Origin of the sequence: Martinezella dioscoreae, from assembly GCF_009176305.1 — a bacterium.
Lineage (GTDB): Bacteria > Pseudomonadota > Alphaproteobacteria > Rhizobiales > Rhizobiaceae > Rhizobium > Rhizobium dioscoreae.
This window is the reverse complement of the sequence record NZ_BLAJ01000004.1, coordinates 368,906-387,294: the sequence shown is the minus strand read 5'-3', so window position 1 is coordinate 387,294 and position 18,389 is coordinate 368,906. Positions and strand designations below refer to the sequence as shown.

Here is an 18,389-nt window from a genome sequence, read left to right as displayed (position 1 = left end):
GAGATCGGCCCTCGAGTTTTTCCTCAATAATTCAGCGGGTCTCTCGATCAGGCGATACGGCGAGCGGCAGCGATCCGGGTGGCGCCGATACTGGCGAGAGCGACGCTGAACAGGGTCGGGTTTGTGGCGGTCTTCGTGGGAATGACCCCATTGCCGGCAACATAGAGGTTGTCGAAGCCCCAGACCTTGGAATTCCTGTCGCAAACGCTGGTGCCATCGTCGCGCTCGCCCATACGGATCGTGCCCTGATAATGCAGCGACGAGCCGACCGGCTGCACGAAGGTGGCAAAACCGGGCGCCGGGCGACCGATAATGGCGGAAATTCGCTGGGCATGGCCCTTGGCCTCTTCGAGGCGCGCCTTGTCGCCCTCCGACTGACGCCAATGGATGGAAATAGCCGGCAGCCCGAGCCAGTCACGGCGATCGTCATCGAAGGTGACACGGTTGTCGGCGCTGATATCGGAGGGCACGAAAACGCCCATGCCAATCGGCTGGCCGCTCATGTCGCTGGCATGCGGCATCGAGTGCAGGCTCGCCGGGGCGATGGTGACCGAATAGGGGAAATCCTTGGTAGCCGGAATCCAGCTCATCGCGGTCATGGGCACATCGGTTTGCATCTCGGTGATCTGCGAGACGATATAGTGGTCGTTGATGTAGCGACCGAGCGCTTCAGGGCGGATGCCAGAGGCGTAGAGCAGCTGAGGGGAGTGCAGCGAGTCGCATGCAACGACGACCGTGCCGGCCTTGACAATGAAGGTTTCCTCCGAGCCGGCGCGGGCAAGTTCAACCCCCGTGACATGACCATTTTCATGGATCACGCGGCGGCAGGCGGTTTCAGAGAGAATATGAAAGCTCTCCTCGGGCTCGTCGACAAGGTTGCCGAGAACGACGTCAGTGCCATGATAGCGCAGGCCGTCAGGACCTGGCGTTGCCGCGAGTGGCATTGGCTGGACGAAGCGATCGGGTGAGCGACCGGGATTGAAGACCTCGCCCAGGCGCTCGCGCATGGCGATTGCCGCGACATCGCCCGCACGTGGGTCCTTGTTGGTACCCAGCAATCGCGCCGACACGGCCAGGGCCTCATGCATCTCATCGGTGGGGATGAAGGGCACCAGTTCGATCTCGGATGGCACCGGTGTGCCGGTCGACCATTTGGTGCCCATTCCGCCGACATTGGCCGCCGAGAAGCCGGCGAAGAGGTTCTCATCCTGGGCATCGGCGTCATTGGCGATGAAAAGGCCCGAGCGGCGCAGCAACGAATGATCGAAGCCGCCAGCGCGGCGGGCCTCCCACTCTTCCTTGTTGATTGGCATGCGCGGGCTGCGGTCGCCGCCCTGGGCGCGCACCTCGCAGGCCGCGCGCTCGTCGAGATCGAGAATATTGTCGAGATGTGCGCCCTTTTGCGGCAAAATCTGCGGGCCGGCTTCCACCATCAGGATACGCGCTTCCGGCCAGTCGTTCCTGATGACCCGTGCATAGGCCGAGCCAGTCGGGCCACTTCCGATGATGACGACGTCGGCGGACTGACGAGACATTCCTGCTATTCCCCACTCTTAAATCAATTTGATTGCAAACAAAGATGTATCGTAGCCGAAGTCAACCGGGATTGTTAAGTTGCCGAACAAAGTTTTTGTGAAAAGCTCGAGGAGAGGCACGATGAAGGTAGGTCTGAGTTCATACAGTTTCCGTCCGTTGATGCAGAGCGGCGCCATGCAGATCGAGGATGTCTTTGCCTGGGTCGGCAAACATGGCGGCGATCATGTCGAACTGGCGACGCTTTCCGTGGCGCCCGAAGGGCAGGACCTGCGATATGAACTCGCCGATGACGGGGAGATGCTGGAGCGGCTAAAGGGCGCGTCCCAGAAAAACGGCGTCCCGCTTTCCGGTCTCTGCATGTCCGGCAATTTCATTGATGACGGCGAACGCGCGTTCCAGCTTGGCCGGCTGAAGCGTTATGTCGAGCTTTGCGACAAGCTCGGTGTCCGCTTCCTGCGCCACGATGTCGTGCCCTGGTCGCTCCGCGCAACGGAGCCCGGCCAGTTCGAAGCGGCATTTCCGGCGATCGCCGACGCCACCCATGAGCTCGCCGCGCATGCCGGGCGCTATGGCGTGACCACCAGCGTCGAGGATCACGGGTTCTTCATGAATTCCAGCGAGCGGATCAAGCGGCTTCTTCATGCCGTCAATCTGCCGAGCTTCAGGCTGACCGTCGATATCGGCAATTTCCTCTGCGTCGACGAGAATCCGCTCACGGGGACGCGTGCCTGCCTCTCTCATGCAAGTTTCATCCACCTCAAGGATTTCTATGTGCGCCAGTCAGCGCCTGGCGCGGACTGGCTGCGGACGATCGGCGGCCAGGCAATCCGCGGCTCGGTCTTCGGCTATGGCGACCTGCCCGTCAGGTCCATCATCGAGGACATCGTCGCCTCGGGCTATGACGGCTTCGTCTCGCTGGAATATGAAGGCAACGAGCCAACGCAATTTGGCTGCGAAACCGGCCTGAAGAATGCGAAGGCAATGTTTGCGGCCGCCGCCGGCCGCTGACCATCGCGCGCTTGCAATCCAGCCATCACAGCGCGGCGATCCGATCGACGCGCTTCTTCAAATCGGCGAGGCGCTGTCGGTCGCCTCCCGGCACCTCGAGGGAGGCCCAGCCGGAATAGCCAATATCAGACAGGGCCTTGTTGACCGCGGCCCAATCGCAGTCGCCCTCGCCCAGTTCGACATCGAAGCCCTTCCATGGGCCTTCGCTGTTCATCTTTTCCAGGCTGTATTCCTTGATGTCGATTTTCAGGATGCGTTTGCCGAGCGCCTCGATCCAATGGGTCGGCCGGCCGTAGCGAAGTACATTGCCGACATCGAAATACCAGCCGAGCTTCGGATGGCGGAAGCGATCGATGAAATCCGCCGCCTCAAGGGGGCTTAGCAGAAAGTCGTTCCACACGTTTTCGAGCGCGATCGATACGCCACTCTCTTCCGCGGCGGGCAGGATCCTGGCGATTTCCTCGCGAGCTCTCGCGTAAGCGGTCTTGTAACTGGTGCCCGCATTGACAATGCCGGGAACGAGCAGCACCGTCGTCGCGCCATAGAGCTTCGCATCATGCAGAGCCTTGATCATCGAATCGACACAAGCCTGGCGTGCCGATGGATCGGGATCCGTCAGCGGACGCTTCCAGTGCACCGCATTGACGAAGCCGGGGATAGCGAGCCCAGTCTTGTCGCGGGCATTCAGAACTTCGTCGAGCGGCAGGTCATTGGGCGCATCGAGCTCGACCCCGTCATAGCCGAGATCCCGCAGGAGCTGGAACTTCTCCAGGATGGAGAGCGAAGGCTCCTCGACCATGCCCCATTTCAGGCTGATCTTCGCCAACGGGCGAGCGGAAACGGGCGAAAAGGAATTAGCAGCGGAGTCGGTCATTGATAGGTCTTCGCGTGGCATGGTCGGATAGCGGCGGCACTATGTCAGCCAATCCAGGGCCGATCAATCGATCATTGGCAGCCAGGACGCGATGCCCGCCATGCTGCCGTCCGGAAGGCTTTCGGCTTCCATCGGACTAAAGTCCAATCCACGACAGGACCTAGGCCCGAAGATGCAATCTTTGGTCCTAATGCCATGGATCGCCCGGGCCTTTGCGCCAGTTGTTTCCGGCGATGGAAGCGGTCGGATACCCGGCCGCTGTCGTAATGCATGCGGAGAAGGTCGATGAATATCAACGGCGTCCTTGAAAGCGGCATCCCAGCCCCGGCATCCGACATAGTTTCCGACGGCGGCGATATCACGCCACCAGTGGCGAGATAACCGTCATGCAGCAAACAAAGCGAATCCTAGTTACCGGCGGCGCAGGTTTTCTCGGCTCCTTCCTATGCGAACGGCTTTTGCGGGAAAAACACGAGGTTATCTGCGTCGATAATTTTTTTACAGGACGGAAAAGCAATGTCTCGCATCTGCTCGATAGCAGATCTTTCGAAATCGTCCGCCACGACATTACCTTTCCCCTTTATGTGGAGGTCGACGAGATCTACAATCTCGCCTGTCCCGCGAGCCCGGTTCACTATCAGTTCGATCCGGTGCAGACCACCAAGACCAGCGTCCACGGCGCGATCAACATGCTTGGCCTCGCCAAGCGGGTCGGCGCCAAGATCCTCCAGGCCTCGACATCCGAAGTCTATGGCGATCCCGAGATCCATCCCCAACAGGAGGAGTATTGGGGCCGGGTGAACCCGATAGGCCCGCGCTCCTGCTACGACGAGGGCAAGCGCTGCGCGGAGACCCTGTTCTTCGATTACTGGCGTCAACACCGGCTACGGATCAAGGTGGCGCGCATCTTCAACACCTATGGCCCAAGGATGCGTCCCGATGACGGCCGCGTCGTCTCCAACTTCATCGTGCAGGCGCTGCAGAACAAGCCGATAACGGTCTATGGCAGCGGCCAGCAGACGCGCTCGTTCTGCTATGTCGACGATCTTATCGATGGCCTGGTTCGCCTGATGGGAACAAAGGACGAGATCACAGGCCCGATCAATCTCGGCAACCCGGCGGAGTTTACGATGCTGGAACTTGCCAATCTCGCGATAGAACTGACCGGCAGCCGCTCGGCGATAAAATACCTGCCACTGCCGGCCGATGATCCCAGGCAACGGCAGCCGGATATCGGGGTCGCGTCGCGCGAACTCGGCTGGAAACCGAAGGTTCAGTTGAAAGCCGGGCTTGGCAAAACGATCGCCTATTTCGAGGAACTGCTTTCGTCTGGCCGTTCGCACGCGATCGCCGCCGAATGAAGACGGTCCTTGTCACCGGCGGAGCCGGCTATATCGGATCGCATTGCTGCAAGGCCTTCGCAAAGGCTGGATGGTCGGTTGTCACCTACGACAATCTCTCCCGCGGCTGGCGTGACGCCGTGAAATGGGGGCCGCTGGTCGAGGGCGACATTGCCGACGCCGAGGCGGTGGCGGCGACGTTACGCCAATACCGTCCGGATGTGGTCGCCCATTTCGCGGCCTATGCCTATGTCGGCGAATCCGTCGAGTTTCCCGAACTCTACTATCGGAACAACACATTCGGGACGCTGGTTCTCATCGAGGAAATGCTCAAAGCGGGCGTCAACAGGCTGATCTTTTCAAGCACCTGCGCATCCTATGGCATTCCGAGCCGCACCCCGATTGACGAGACCCATCCGCAGTGGCCGATCAATCCCTATGGATGGTCGAAGTTCATGATCGAGCGGATAGTGGAGGATTTCTCGCGCGCCCACGGCCTCAACGCGGTGATGCTGCGATATTTCAATGCGGCCGGCTGCGATCCCGATGGCGAGATCGGTGAACGGCACGAGCCCGAGACGCATGTCGTGCCGCTCGCCATAGAAGCGGCGATCAGACCGGGCCGAACCTTCACCATGAACGGCACCGATTTCGACACGCGCGACGGAACGGCCATCCGCGACTACATCCACGTCAGCGATCTCGCGCAGGCTCATGTCCTTGGTGGAGAGAAGCTGTTGCGGGATGAGGGTGTACACATCTACAACCTCGGCACCGGCAACGGAACGACCGTTAGGGAATTGGTCGATGCCGTCAGCCGCATTTGTGGACGCAGCCTTCCGGTCGCCTATGGTCCCCGCAGGGCCGGCGACCCACCGGCTCTTGTGGCTGCGGCCGATAAGGCCGAGCGAGAGCTTGGATGGGTGCCCAGGCATTCCAGCATCGAAAGGATTATCGAGACGGCGCTCGCCTGGTATCGCGACCGGATGTGATCCTTACCTGCGTGCCGTTGTCAGAAACTCGTCGAGAGCGGCGCCAACCGCTTCTATCGAAAATTTTTCCATCACCCGCCGTCGGGCGGCGGCACCCAATCGCGCGCGAAGAGCTTCATCATCTTTCAATCTCGCCAAGGCCGACGCGATTTCGTCGGGCTGTTCCTGCGCGACCATCAGGCCGCCCGAGGCCTCGCCGTCGATGAGAATGTCCGGCAGGCCTTGTGCATCCGAAGCGATGACGGGAAGGCCGCAGGCCATGGCTTCCAATGGCGCGACCGGCATGCCCTCGATACGGGAAGCCGTTACATAGACGTCCGCGGCCGATAGCCAGCGGCGGATCAAGGTTCGGTCCGTCATGTAGCCGGACAACCATTGCACGTTCGCCAGTTCGCTTGCGCGAACGAGTTTGGCGAAAGCATCATTGTCCTGACCCGAGCCAATGATCACCAATCGGCACGCAGAAACACCGGCGAAGCGTTCCCAGGCCTTGAGAAGCACATCGAGCCCCTTGCGGCGGATATCGATGCGCCCATGATTGACGACGATGAAGCAATCCCGCGGCAGGCCAAGATTTGCTCGCGCCTCGCCGCGATCCATCGCGTACCATTCCTGGGTAGCCAGCGGATTGGGGATATTCGCTATATTGGGAGCAATGCGTGGATAGGCCCTGGCAAGACGCTCACGCTCCGCGGAAGACGCAACGATCAGGCCGCGGCACGCGCGCAGCGAAAGCCGTCTTGCAGCGGCCTCGACCCAGGACAGCGTGCGATCCCCTCCCTGAAAGGTGGCATAGAGTGGGAGGTCCAAGCCTCGTGCCAGCCATGCCAGCGCATCGAAGCGCGTATATTCATACTCTTGGGCAAGCAGCAGATCGCATTTGGAGCGGCAAAGAATCTCGCGGAAGGCTGAAAGCGGCGTTGCAGACCAGCGCCGCAGGCTATAGGCGGCAGGGGAATGGCCCTGGCGTGGCCGCTTTGCCGGTGCGACCCAGATCGGCGTGCCCGGGCCGGGGTGCTCATAGCACTCAATCCTGTTCACTCGCTCCGATGCACAGACGATGATCGGCTTGTGGCCGGCCGAACCCAGTGCCGCCGCATAGCCGAACAGCCAGCCTCCCGTCATCCGCTCGACGAAATCCTGAAGTTCAAGCCCGATCGGATCGAGAAATTCTTCGATGACGTCTCCCCATGGGAAAAGCGCGATCACCTTTGACGTCTGGTCGCCTCTCATTTGCGCCAGGCAAAGGCCGTCTCGGTGCCACGCGTGGATGGCCGGTGCATCAAGTAACCGAGAAAGGTCACGGGCGCGGCCAGCGCATAGAGGACCTTGCGACGACGGCGTCCGATGCGGGAAAACGAAACGTCGTGGAAAAACGCGGTGGCGGCGTTGATGAAGGTGGCGCGCCGTTCCGGGCGTCTGTCGAAAAGGGCCGCGAGTTCCGGGTCCCGGTATCCCCGCCTGACATGGCCCCATTCGCGCATCAGTTCGCTTTCATGCGGACAATGGCGTTTCATGACGCTGAAATAGGGATAATGCCAATTGATCTCGGGGGTGGAGATCAGGACATATCCGCCCGGCCGTACCACCCGCAGCGCCTCCTGCGCTGCGCGGCGGTCGTCCTCGATGTGCTCCAGCACGTCGAACATGGTGACGATATCGAAACTGTCGTCATCCATTGGCAGCGAGCAGGCGTCGCCGCAAATGAAGGTCGATTTCGCCCAGGACGGCTGATGGTCGGCCAGTTCAGGGTCGATATCGAGCGTGACGATTTCGGCTTGCGGATAAAGGATGCTGGCAAGACCGCTGCGACCGCCGCCGATTTCCAGCACCCGTCCGGTGCCTCCGGTTTCCGCCGGCGCCACCCGATGGATGGCGCGCATCTTTTCGCGATAAAACAGACCATCCGTCAAGCCGTTCGGATAAGGGTTTCCGGACAGAAACTGGCCAAGCGCTGCTTTCTTGATCATCGCGATATTCCCTTTTCAGCCTTAGCAGCGGTCCCCATCGGGGTTCGCCGCATTCTCCAGCCGAAGCGCAGGAGAAACTGCAGGCCGGCGAGCCAGCCCTCTACTTCGGCCGCCAAAATTCCGCGCCTGCCCGGAGGCCCTTCGAAAAGCGCCTTGACGAAGGTCTTGGCAAAATAGACCGGCAGCTGCTTGCCGATGCGCACGATGTTTCCGCGATCGCCGAAATTATCGTATTGCGTCACAAGGGCTGCGACATGGCCCTTCATATAGGCTTTGATCTGCCGCTTGAGGCCGGGCCAGTCGCTACGATGGTGGTGGAAGACAACGGCCCGGGGTTCGTAGAGGCATACGCCGCCGGCCGCCAACAGTCGGTACCAAAGCTCCGAATCCTCAGAGCATCCCGCCGCCCCCGCGCCAAGGCGTTCGTCAAAGAGGCCAACCCGCTCGAATACGCAGCGTCGAAAGGCCATGTTGGCACCGGCGCCGATCTTCCAGACATGGGCTCCGCTCGGCCGCGTCTCCTCAAAGAAACGCCTGTCGAAGGTGAGCGGCACAAAGGTGGAGCCAAAGCCGCCCATGGTGAACTGAAAGGAGCATTGCGCCGCCGTATCGAGACGCGCCGGCAGCACAAGACCGGTGAACGCGTCGACGACATTCCGTTGCGCAAAGGCACGCGCGATCTCCGCGGTCCAGCCCGGATGGGCTTCGACGTCGTCATCGGTGAAAGCGACGATATCAAACTGGCTCGCTTGAATCCCAGTGTTCCGGGCTCGACTTAGACCGGCATGGGGCTCGTGGACATAGCGAAAATCGGGGAATTGCCTGCAGATGTCCCTGGCGTTCCCGTCTTCGGAATTGTCGACGATGACGACCTCGCCCGGAGCGCTGCGTTGCGCTGCGAGGCTGGCCAGACATTTGCTCAGGGCCGGACCACGATCACGGGTGCAGACGATCACGGAGACATCCCGCGCCGAAGCCGAGGATGGAATTGCGATCGCATCGAGCGTCTCTACCAGATTTTCCGATTCAAGCGCGGTCTCCAGCGAGAGCGCGGGCTTGGGCTGTCCTTCATAGGTGGCACGCAACGGCGCGCCCAGCCCGACGCTGCGCGCTTGGAGTTGTGCGGCCGCATGTTCGGCAGCAAGCTGGCGCAATTGAGAGGCACCGTGAGGTAGCTCGTCCTCCAGGGATGCCCGTGCCCCGAGCGGCAGGTCCTTCCACCAGAAGATCGACAATGCGGGCGCACGAGCGCCGCCGATATCCGCAGCGGCAAGATCGACATGCCTCACCTCAAAACGTTCTGTCGTCATGAATTGCGCTCCCGGATCGACCTGATACGGGCGCGCGAGCGATCGTATTCACCGGCAAGGCCGTAGATTCCGCCCCACAGCTCCGCGATACCGAAACGCAGCTCATGCCCACGCAGCCGCCGCGCAGCGCGGGCAAGCGCCTTCAACTGGTCGAAGAACCACCAGCGGACCATGGCGCGATGGCGCGCTCGCATCGCGCTATCGGTGCGATAGCTCTTGACGAGAAAGGCCATCATGCCAAGACCCCAGGTCCAGTATTGCCGCCTGAGCTGCGGAATGGTTTCGCGGTGCTCGTGATAAACCGCATATTCCGGCTCATAAATCATCGGGCGTCCGGAGCGCAGGACGCGGTAAAAGATATCGAGATCCCCGCCTCCGGGCAGCGGCGCGCCCGTATCGAGCGCCTCGTCGAAACCGCCGAGCTCGATCAGCAACGCGCGGTCGAAGGCCATGTTGCAGCCGGCGCCGAGAATGCCGGCGCCAACGGGATGGAGCGGATTGTCAAAGCGCGCCTTGTGAAACTCCCGCCGCGCAAAGCCGCGACCGAACCCTCCGCGTCGCTCGAAAAAGACCTGCGCCTCGGTGTCGAGACGAAACGGCAGCACGAGGCCGGTGAAACCGCCGACGCCAGGGTTGTCGCGGCACGCCTTGGCAAGGCCTGCAAGCCAATTGCGGTCCACCACGACATCATCGTCCAGATAGGCGATAATGTCGCCCCAAGCCGCATGAAGGGCGGCGTTTCGGGCGAAATCCAACCCAGCCTTCGGTTCGAAAACGTAGCGGATATCGCGGAAACTCTCGGCGGCTTCGCGCGTGGCCGCATCCACCGAGGCATTGTCGACCACGATGATTTCGACGAACTGGAAAGGAGATCCATCCCGAACCTGATCGAGCGACCGCAGCAATCGGGAGAGGCGCTGCGCACGATCCTTGGTGCAGATCGCGATGCTGAGACTGGGCAGCGTCGTCTCGCTCGCCGGCAAGCGCGCCCTCAGCTCCTCCTCCAACTTCGCGACGAGGATGCGTTCCGCAAATCGCTCATCGGCAAGGGATTTCAGGCTCTCGGCCGGCAGCATGGAGCCGGCGGGTCGCTCGATCATTTCAAATGCGATCAGCCGGCCTTGCCATCGCGCGATCAAGCCGACACCGGTCTGCTCAGCCGAGAGTTCGATCGGCGCCAGGGGCTTCGACAACTCGATATCAATAAGCTTGTAACTCATCACCCAACTCCCGCCCGCCGCGGCGACCGTGCTGAAATTCGTGGAGCCTGGAAAAATGTCCCTGCCGCTTGAAGAGCTCATCCGGCGAACCAGCCTCGACCACACGGCCCTTCGTCATGACGATGATCTGATCGGCGGCCAGAACGGTCGAGAGCCGGTGAGCGATCACGACAACGGTGCGGTTGTGTGAGTACTCGTCGAGCGCCAGCTGAAACGCCTGTTCGGTTTCGGCGTCGAGCGCGTTCGTCGCCTCGTCCAGGAGCAGAATATCGGGATTTCGAAGGATCGTTCGCGCAAGGGCCACGCGCTGCCTTTGCCCGCCCGACAGGCGCATTCCCTGATCGCCGATCCGTGTGCCGTAGCCATCCGGAAGCAGGCGGATGAAATCGTCCGCCTTGGCGATTTCGGCAGCCTTGCGGATCTCGGCGGGCCCGGCCTCCAGATCGCCATAGGCGATGTTGGCTGCAATCGTGTCGTTGAAGAGATGGACCTCCTGCGACATCAGCGACAGGCGCTTGCGCCAGCTGCGGAGATCGAATTCGGAAAGAGGCATGCCGTCTGCCACGATCGCACCGGATGTCGGATCCATGAAGCGAAAGAGCAGCGCCATCACCGTGGACTTGCCGGCCCCCGATTCGCCGACGATCGCAGTTGTTTTGCCGGCAGGAATGCTGAAGGAGACATCCTCCAGCGCAAGCGGCTGACCAGGCGCATAACGGAAGGAGACGTTGCGAAATTCGACGGCTTTCCTGAAGGCGGGCGCCTGCACGTGCCCCTGCGAGAGAAAAGGCTTCTCCGTCGTGCGGAGGAAGTCGTCGACATCGTCGATGCTGCCGGCGAGCCCATCGAGCGCGATCTTTGATTGCAGCAACTCGCGCGTTGGGCCTTGCAGACGATATAGCAGCGAGAGAAACGCGGCCAGTGCGGCAATGCCCAATCCTACCGATTGAGCGACAAGAACGAGCGCACCGATCAGGATCGTAATCGAGATTTCCGAGACGGGTCCCGGTGTCGCCCACAGCATATCGAGCTTCAGAAGGCGTCGCCGCACATTGTCGGAAGTCTCCCGGAAGCGGTTACGTTCGTAGTCCTCCTGGGCGAAGGCGCGGATCAATTGCAGAGCGTTGATGCTCTCCCACATCCTCAGGCCGAACTGCTTGTTTTCCTCGACAACGGCCTTGCCGGTCTCGTCCGCGCGCCGAGTGGCCAGGCGAATGGCCATGGCGCCCATGAGCAGAAACATCATCGAGAAGAAGGTCAGCCGGACCGAAATCAGCAGCATCAACAGCATGAAGACGGCGAAGGTGCAGAAGCAGATCATCAAACGGTAAGCGAGGCTCAAGGCCTGACTGACTTTCCAGGTGTTGTTGGCGATCGTCGTGATGATATCGGAGCGTTTGTTTTCCACCCGGTAGTCGATGCACGAGCTTATCGTCTGATCGAAGACCCTTGCTCTTAGCCGATGCGCAACGAGACCGTCGATATACCGGGTCACCCAGATATTGACGAGATGGACGGCGTTCTTCAGAAGGATACTGACGCACAACACGCCCACCAGGAATGCCGTCAAATGGCTCTGTGGAACGGCCGCGAGCAGCCGGTCGAAAATTCGCTGCCATTCTCCCTGCTGCGCCGCTACGGCACCGAGACTCTGAATGAGGGGAATGAAGAGAAAGAGGCCTGCCCCCTCGAGAACCGCGGCGGCCAGGCCGAGCCCGATGATGGTCGGTCCTGCCCAGGCAGGCGCCTCCGCCAGGCGGAAGAGCCGTTGCAGGCGCGTGAGAAACGAACCGCCCGGCCTCACGGGACCGTCTCCAGATAGAGCGGCCGCAACTCCGCGTTTCTTTGCAATCCCCTCAGCCGAGCCTTGAGCCAATCGGGAACCAGCCTGGCACGGCAATATACGTCCAATATGTTTGGCAGGCTCGAAATCGCCTGACGTGGCTCCAATGCCAGAAATCGCCGAAACAGATCACAACCATCGAAAAAGCGACCGCTGACAAAAGCTCTGACGACCAGCCAATGGATCATATCGACCAGATGGGCATCGAGATCGCTACCATACTGAGGATATTTTTCACGATACTCGGCGAGGACGATTTCGCATGAAGAGAGCATCCGCCTGACGTCGCTCGACATGTTCGTGTTCGTCATGCGGTAGCCGATCAAGTGCTGCTGTATGACGCGGAATTCGTAATTCTCCGCAATTCTGAGGCAGATCAGAAGATCCTCGCAACCCTGCGCGTTGCGTGCCCTTAAGGATGGGTCGAACTGCCCGGCGTCTTCGAAGGCGGAACGACGCATGAGCATCGAACTGCCGTTGCCGACGAAATTGTTTCTGCACATGCGCTGAAGCACGTGTCCTTCATGGCTTGGCCGGTTATGCAGCGAAAACACGCGGCTATGTTCGTCGATGAGCGCATACCAGCAATAGGCCAATCCCACAGACGGCCCGCCCACGTCAAGCGCTTGCCACTGAAGTGCGATCTTTGACGGAGCCCATAAATCGTCGGCATCGATAAATGCGAGAAATTCGGCATCGGTCGCGGCCGCACCGTTGTTACGCGCGACGGCGACACCACTATTGGCCTGCCGAAGGATCCGAATTCGCCGATCCTGCCTCGCATATTCAGCCACGATCGATAATGATCGATCCGAAGAACCATCATCGACAATGATGATATCGAGCTCCTGATGCGTCTGGCGACAGATGCTGGCCAGGGTCGCACCGATCGTTCGTTCGGCGTTGAACATCGGTACGACGACCGCAACGGTGGTCCTTCGCTTAGCTTCCACAGCCATTGCCACCCTTGGCGACGAAGCAGATGATACAGCTACCGACGGAAGCATTGGTGAATGCCGGGGCTGGGGTGCCGCTTTCACGGGCGCCGTTCATATTCATCGATCTCTCCGCATGCACTACGACAGCGGCCGAATATCCCGCCGCTTCCCTCGCGGGAAACAACTGGCGCAAAGGTCGGGGCAATCCATGGCATTAGGACCAAAGATTGCGTCCTCGGCCCTAGGTCCGATCACAAACCAGACTTTAGTCCGATGTAGATGGCTTTGTTGCCAAAATCAGCGGGGCGATTTCCGGCAGCGATGGTTTTCAGCGGGATTTTTTACGGGCACTTCCAGGTGAACTCACCGCGGGGGCGGTGACTTTGCGGGTATATACATCCCGCCGCCTACCATATTTCGATTCGGCGCTGATCCATTCAATGCGACACGCCCGCGGACGCCAACCGGAGGCGCCAGCAATTTCAACACATCGGCGCGCACGTGGCTTGCATATGTAACGGGATCGCGACGACGGTGCGTAGATCGATCGGACAACGACTGGGCTTGATGCGTGATCCTATCCGACCACCTCCACCATCTGCAAGACATCTCGCCTTCGCCCAAAGATCATTCGTTCAGACGGCTAGCCAATCGCTTCATCAAATCCATTCGTTCATGAAAAATCGCCACGATCAGTGCAGGCGCATCTTCGCGAAGCAGACAAAAGACATAGTAGTGTTCACATCGCGCCATTCACAATGCCGGATAAAGCGCACTCATATCCTTAAAAGGACCCTTACCCTCGGCAAAATTCGCAAAACCTCGCTCCAAAGCCGCGATGTACCAGCGCACCTGAGCGGCACCCCATTGCGCATGCGTGTAGCGGATTACAGATCGCAGATCCGATTCTGCATCCGCGGTAAGAATGTAAGCCGTCAAGCACGATCCTCGGCAATTTCCTCATCGAGGATGTCACCTACGGTTTTAGTCGACAGTTTTCCGGCGAGCCCATCATTGATGCGCGTATTCATCAACATCTTTAACTCCTCCCAGGCTCGATCTCCATCTATATCCCCGGGAAAGAGACGCTCAAGTGCATACTGTTTGATTGTCTTACCCTGCAAAGCGGCCATCGCCTTTAGGCTTTGATGTTGCTGGTCTGTCATGTCGATCGTTAAACGGCTCATCTAGCGTGCTCCTCAAGACCCACATTAGCACATATGTGGGTACGTGACCACTGCCGCGAGGCTTATTGAAATGCACGGCGGCCGCTCCCAAGCGCTACAACCATTCCTAGAATAGGAGAATTGCTCATTCGTAACGGCGAGCAAATGATGGTACTTCGCTTGAAAAATAGCCTTGCAGCGGTTGCCTGCGCTCACCCGCGCTATACCTTGTCGATAAATATGGACGTCTGTCGTCATGGAGGAGAGCATCGTCATGCCAGCTAAGCAATGGCTGATCGGTTTTGCGGATCAATCGAAGCAGCAATGCCACGAGCAACTCCAGCGGACAATCGATGCGGCCGTGCAGGATCTCCTGCAAGATGGATCGGAACCTCAGTGCATAGCGGAAGCTCTGCTCGAAATCGCCGACAACTATTTCGATACGGTCATCGGTGACATGGAGATGACGCCTTCGACACCATTGCATTGATCTGGCATCGACCGCTTGGGGACTACAGGTTGTTGGCCCGCGGGTTTTGTCCCACCACCTGCTCTGCGTCGACGGGCACCTCGACCAGGATGGATGAGCGACCAGGGCCGTAGCTCTCGCGCATGATCTCGGCCAGGTTGCTAAGATCCGGCGCCAGCTTGCGGCTTTCCCAACCGCATGCGCGCGCCATCGATCCAAAGTCGATGCGGTGCAGATCGCTGTGGTAGCGATCGGACGAATAGTCGGGAATGACCACGGGCAGGCCCTGCACCATGATGCCAAGCGCGCCGTTGTCCAGCACGAACAGGACGAGCCCCAATGATCGGGCTTCGGCCAGGCAACCGGCAATCAGCCGGAAGCAGCCATCACCCGTAAAAGCGAAGACCGTCGCGTCCGGTTTCGCGAGCTTAGCGCCGATTGCCACGCCGAATGCTCCGCCCATTGCCGAACCGCGATAGAGCGAATGGAAGCGGACGTCCGGATGCGGGCGCTGCGTGACATACTGACGATCCTTGTAGGCAAGGCACACATCATCGAATGCGACGCTTCCCGGCCGCCAATGACGATCGAGCTCCTGATAAAATCGGGCGATATCGATTGTGCCGGGACGTGGCGGCATGATCTCGCGATCATTAAGATCGGCCACGAAAGCCGGTGCCGGAGGGCGCGGCAGCTGAAGGTCCTCGAGCCGACCGATCGCTTCGCTCAGAACCTGATCGATCGGTCCTCGAACATCGAAATATTCGCCTCGTACGCGATGCCGAAATTCGCCTCCAACGCTGCCATAAGGGGCGGCCAGATTGGTGAAATTCCATGTCGTATGGGCAGGTATGTCCGAAAAATTAAGCGTATATTCGTCAGGGCAAAATCCGAGAGTGATGACAATATCGTCAGGGCCAAGGCTTCTCCAGAGCTGCATTGCGCGATCATTACCGCCAAATCCCAGATAGCCGAAACCGAAGACATTGTTGCGCGCCACCGCATTCGCCCCGTTTATGCTCCAGACGATCGGTGCCTGTAATGCCTTGCACAAACGTGTGGTGAGAACAGGCATATACGGATACATGGCCGCCTCTTCTCCAGCGAGCACGATCACCCGGCGCCCAGCCGATTGCCGCGGGAATTCGGCCAGAAAATGGGCGAGCGCCCCATGGTCGATCTTGTTCGGTTTATGGGGGTAGTCACCACGCCGAGGCGTATGGACCGGCTCAGGCACCATCTTTCCGAGCGCCTCCGGCGGCATCAGAAGTGCGATAGGCGAGCCCTGATCGAGATGTTTGCGGGCCTGCTCGAGTTGCTCTCCGATACGTTCCGGATCATTCAGGACGAATGTGCCTGATGGCAGCTCGGCCATCATCTGAGCCACGACGTCCGCGCCTTCCGGGCTCGTATCTTGCAGCGGCGCTCGGTATCGCGTATCCGCAGGGCTGAGAGGAATGAGATAGATTGCCGGAATATTGTGCAATTTCGCATCACTCAGGCCGCAGGTCAGCAGCCGCGTTGCGGCTCCCGTTGTCGCAATAGCCGCACCGATTTTCCCGCTCGCCAGATAGTATCCCAACGGAATAAAGCCGGCGACATACTCTCCGATATTGAAGAAAACCGGGAACTCGGCACCGTCGTCGGCAGAGACCATTGGCTCGATGTGTTTGAGCAAATGGATGACCCCTCCTCCCGTGACCCCGGCATAGTGACGCACATTCCAGGTCGCAAGCGTATCGATCAGGAATTCATATCCTGTTTTTGGCACTGCTCTCGGCTTGGCTATCCGAATGTCGCCCGCCGTTTCGACTGCAAGATCCATCGTCATTTTCTCGCTTCTCCGCTGTGACCATCGTTCCCGAATGCTGCAAACTATTGACGCGCGGTTCCCCCGGGCCGGCCGAGGTCCGCGGCAAGCGCGGTTCCGGCACATGGCCGATCCCGTTTAGACGTTCTGGAAGCAGAACTAGGCGATGTGGCTTTCCCTGGAGAGGGCTTCCATACCGACAACCGTCGCCAGAAGGTCCTCATCGCAAAGCGATGCCTTTTGATCGGCGATATCCTTGAAACGGGAGAAAGCGCGATCGAGATCGGCATCGGAACCGAACTCGACGCCCAGCGAGCGCATGCACATGCGAAAACCGTTGCGGCCCGAATTCTTTCCGAGCACCAGCCGATACTCGTCTGCACCGACCTCCGCCGCCGTCATGATCTGATAGGTCAACGGGTTCTTCAACATGCCATCCTGGTGAATGCCGGACTGATGCGAGAAGGCATTCCTGCCGACGATCGCTTTGTTAGGCTGCACAACGAAACCCGTGATCTCCGAGACGAGCCTGGATGCGGCCGTCAAACGCCGGGTTTCAACGGAGGTTTGACATCGGAAAAAATCCTCGCGTGTATGCAGCGCCATGACGATCTCCTCAAGCGACGCATTGCCCGCTCGCTCACCGATACCGTTGATCGTGCATTCGATCTGGCGCGCGCCCTGCCGAGTCGCTTCGAGCGAGTTGGAAACAGCCATGCCCAGATCATTGTGACAATGCGCGGAGAATACGGCCTTGTCAGCGTTGGGCACGACATCGCGCAGATAGGTGAATAGCTTGCCGTATTCGTAAGGCGTGGCGTAGCCGACCGTATCAGGCAGGCTGACCGTGGTCGCGCCGGCTTTGATCACCTGTTCCACGAAACGGGCAAGAAATTCGGGCTCCGATCGGCTCGCGTCCTCGCAGGAAAACTCGATATCCTCGGAATAACGTCGCGCGTGGGCCACCGCGCGAACGGCATGTTCGAGCACGTTTTCCGGTGTCATTTGCAACTTGTATTTCATGTGAATGGGTGAGGTCGCCAGCACGATATGGATACGGGACGATGCCGCACCGGAAACAGCCTCCGCCGTCAGATCGATATCGCGCTCGACCGCGCGGCTCAGGCTGCAAATCGTGCTGTCCTTCACGACATCCGCCACGGCCTTGATCGCGTCGAACTCGCCTGGACTGGAGACGGCAAAGCCGGCCTCGATCACGTCGACTTTCAGCCCTTCGAGCATAAGCGCGATCTCGACCTTTTCCCCGGCGTCGAGGTTGATGCCGGGGCTTTGCTCGCCGTCACGCAGAGTGGTGTCAAAGATTATGATCTTTTCAGTGTTCATGCGACTCTCCCGATCAATTGAAGCATCGGCTTTGCCGAATTCCTAAGGCTGGCTATATGGCACTACACACAAGTCATGGATGACCGATGCCTCGGGCGCGTTTCATGCCTGCGGCGAAAATCCATCATCGGATGCAAGTCTCGTCGGATCTGATCCTGATCTCCCCTGGCGTTGCCGGCATGCTGGAAACCGGGCAAAGCGCTTCACGCTTTGGTCGGTATCCAAGCTTGCGCCGTCGGTGAAATTTCGCAATTCTTGGTGTTCGCGTCCCATCCAGATGCCTGGCTTTCGATCTGCAGTGATATCCGTGTCTCCGGGCGGCGTCGGCGGCGGAGCGGGATGCAGTCCAGCATGCGTGTGATCGGAAGGGAGCTCCGTCCCCGCACGGGGGCGGCGGGCATTTGGCCGTTGCAGGACAGTCCAGGCCATCTCTATTTTCGGAGCAAAAATTTCAAAACCTGAGAATTGAATGTCCATAGCGCACCGAATGGTTACCACGGCGAGGATGGCTGCATTCGAGGCGGCGGTATTTTAGAAAACTATGGACTATTCTTAGGAAATTACGGCTT

The 18,389-nt window shown here is 59.6% G+C and carries 16 protein-coding genes; 4 read left to right on the top strand and 12 right to left on the bottom strand.

The genetic code is table 11. The features are described 5' to 3' along the window. Positions 1 to 47 precede the first annotated feature (47 nt). Entirely contained in the window at positions 48 to 1,535 is a 1,488-nt protein-coding gene (locus GDN47_RS19005; RefSeq protein WP_152093990.1) for a GMC oxidoreductase, read from the bottom strand. Positions 1,536 to 1,656: 121 nt separating this feature from the next. On the opposite strand from GDN47_RS19005, the gene GDN47_RS19000 reads away from it, so the two are divergent. Next, a complete protein-coding gene (locus GDN47_RS19000; protein ID WP_152093989.1) occupies positions 1,657 to 2,544 on the top strand; it encodes a sugar phosphate isomerase/epimerase family protein in 888 nt (295 codons plus the stop codon). A gap of 25 nt (positions 2,545 to 2,569) precedes the next feature. Here GDN47_RS19000 and GDN47_RS18995 read toward each other — a convergent pair whose 3' ends face one another. Beyond that, positions 2,570 to 3,418, bottom strand: a complete 849-nt coding sequence (locus GDN47_RS18995; RefSeq protein ID WP_233789995.1) for a sugar phosphate isomerase/epimerase family protein — start codon at positions 3,416 to 3,418, stop codon at positions 2,570 to 2,572. 386 nt (positions 3,419 to 3,804) lie between these two features. On the opposite strand from GDN47_RS18995, the gene GDN47_RS18990 reads away from it, so the two are divergent. Further along, positions 3,805 to 4,779, top strand: coding sequence for a UDP-glucuronic acid decarboxylase family protein (locus GDN47_RS18990; RefSeq protein ID WP_152093988.1), 975 nt, complete (start codon positions 3,805 to 3,807; stop codon positions 4,777 to 4,779). Further along, the gene (gene galE, locus GDN47_RS18985; RefSeq protein ID WP_152093987.1) at positions 4,776 to 5,750 is read left to right on the top strand and encodes a UDP-glucose 4-epimerase GalE; all 975 of its coding nucleotides are present in this window, start codon (positions 4,776 to 4,778) and stop codon (positions 5,748 to 5,750) included. Before GDN47_RS18990 ends, galE begins: the two co-directional genes overlap by 4 nt. A gap of 3 nt (positions 5,751 to 5,753) precedes the next feature. Here the strand turns inward: galE and GDN47_RS18980 are convergent, their stop codons facing one another. The 8 genes from GDN47_RS18980 to GDN47_RS18945 all read right to left on the bottom strand — a co-directional run bounded on the left by GDN47_RS18980 (position 5,754) and on the right by GDN47_RS18945 (position 14,218). Further along, the gene (locus tag GDN47_RS18980; protein WP_113353262.1) at positions 5,754 to 6,983 is read right to left on the bottom strand and encodes a glycosyltransferase family 4 protein; all 1,230 of its coding nucleotides are present in this window, start codon (positions 6,981 to 6,983) and stop codon (positions 5,754 to 5,756) included. After that, positions 6,980 to 7,720 carry a class I SAM-dependent methyltransferase gene (locus GDN47_RS18975; RefSeq protein WP_113331142.1) on the bottom strand — a complete coding sequence of 247 codons (741 nt, stop codon included), beginning with the start codon at positions 7,718 to 7,720 and terminating at the stop codon, positions 6,980 to 6,982. Before GDN47_RS18975 ends, GDN47_RS18980 begins: the two co-directional genes overlap by 4 nt. Beyond that, positions 7,717 to 9,030, bottom strand: coding sequence for a glycosyltransferase family 2 protein (locus tag GDN47_RS18970; protein ID WP_152093986.1), 1,314 nt, complete (start codon positions 9,028 to 9,030; stop codon positions 7,717 to 7,719). The genes GDN47_RS18975 and GDN47_RS18970 overlap by 4 nt, the downstream gene beginning before the upstream one ends. Next, entirely contained in the window at positions 9,027 to 10,250 is a 1,224-nt protein-coding gene (locus GDN47_RS18965) for a glycosyltransferase family 2 protein (protein ID WP_113353265.1), read from the bottom strand. The genes GDN47_RS18970 and GDN47_RS18965 overlap by 4 nt, the downstream gene beginning before the upstream one ends. Next, positions 10,231 to 12,054: an ABC transporter ATP-binding protein gene (locus tag GDN47_RS18960; protein WP_113353266.1), complete on the bottom strand. Its 1,824-nt coding sequence runs from the start codon at positions 12,052 to 12,054 to the stop codon at positions 10,231 to 10,233. Before GDN47_RS18960 ends, GDN47_RS18965 begins: the two co-directional genes overlap by 20 nt. Next, on the bottom strand, positions 12,051 to 13,052 hold the full coding sequence (locus GDN47_RS18955; protein WP_173002523.1) for a glycosyltransferase family 2 protein: 1,002 nt from the start codon (positions 13,050 to 13,052) through the stop codon (positions 12,051 to 12,053). The genes GDN47_RS18960 and GDN47_RS18955 overlap by 4 nt, the downstream gene beginning before the upstream one ends. A 732-nt stretch (positions 13,053 to 13,784) precedes the next feature. Next, positions 13,785 to 13,970, bottom strand: coding sequence for a type II toxin-antitoxin system RelE/ParE family toxin (locus GDN47_RS32820; RefSeq protein ID WP_443096540.1), 186 nt, complete (start codon positions 13,968 to 13,970; stop codon positions 13,785 to 13,787). Then, a complete protein-coding gene (locus GDN47_RS18945) occupies positions 13,967 to 14,218 on the bottom strand; it encodes a type II TA system antitoxin, ParD family (protein ID WP_069615183.1) in 252 nt (83 codons plus the stop codon). Before GDN47_RS18945 ends, GDN47_RS32820 begins: the two co-directional genes overlap by 4 nt. Positions 14,219 to 14,471: 253 nt before the next feature. Here GDN47_RS18945 and GDN47_RS18940 point away from each other — a divergent pair, with 253 nt between their 5' ends. Next, positions 14,472 to 14,687, top strand: coding sequence for a hypothetical protein (locus GDN47_RS18940; protein ID WP_113391713.1), 216 nt, complete (start codon positions 14,472 to 14,474; stop codon positions 14,685 to 14,687). 22 nt (positions 14,688 to 14,709) lie between these two features. Here GDN47_RS18940 and GDN47_RS18935 read toward each other — a convergent pair whose 3' ends face one another. Together GDN47_RS18935 and GDN47_RS18930 are read right to left on the bottom strand one after the other, a co-directional pair. Further along, the gene (locus GDN47_RS18935) at positions 14,710 to 16,497 is read right to left on the bottom strand and encodes a thiamine pyrophosphate-dependent enzyme (RefSeq protein WP_113395085.1); all 1,788 of its coding nucleotides are present in this window, start codon (positions 16,495 to 16,497) and stop codon (positions 14,710 to 14,712) included. Positions 16,498 to 16,635: 138 nt separating this feature from the next. Next, complete coding sequence (locus tag GDN47_RS18930) at positions 16,636 to 17,820, bottom strand: 2-isopropylmalate synthase (RefSeq protein WP_113353270.1); 1,185 nt, start codon at positions 17,818 to 17,820, stop codon at positions 16,636 to 16,638. Positions 17,821 to 18,389: the final 569 nt, after the last annotated feature.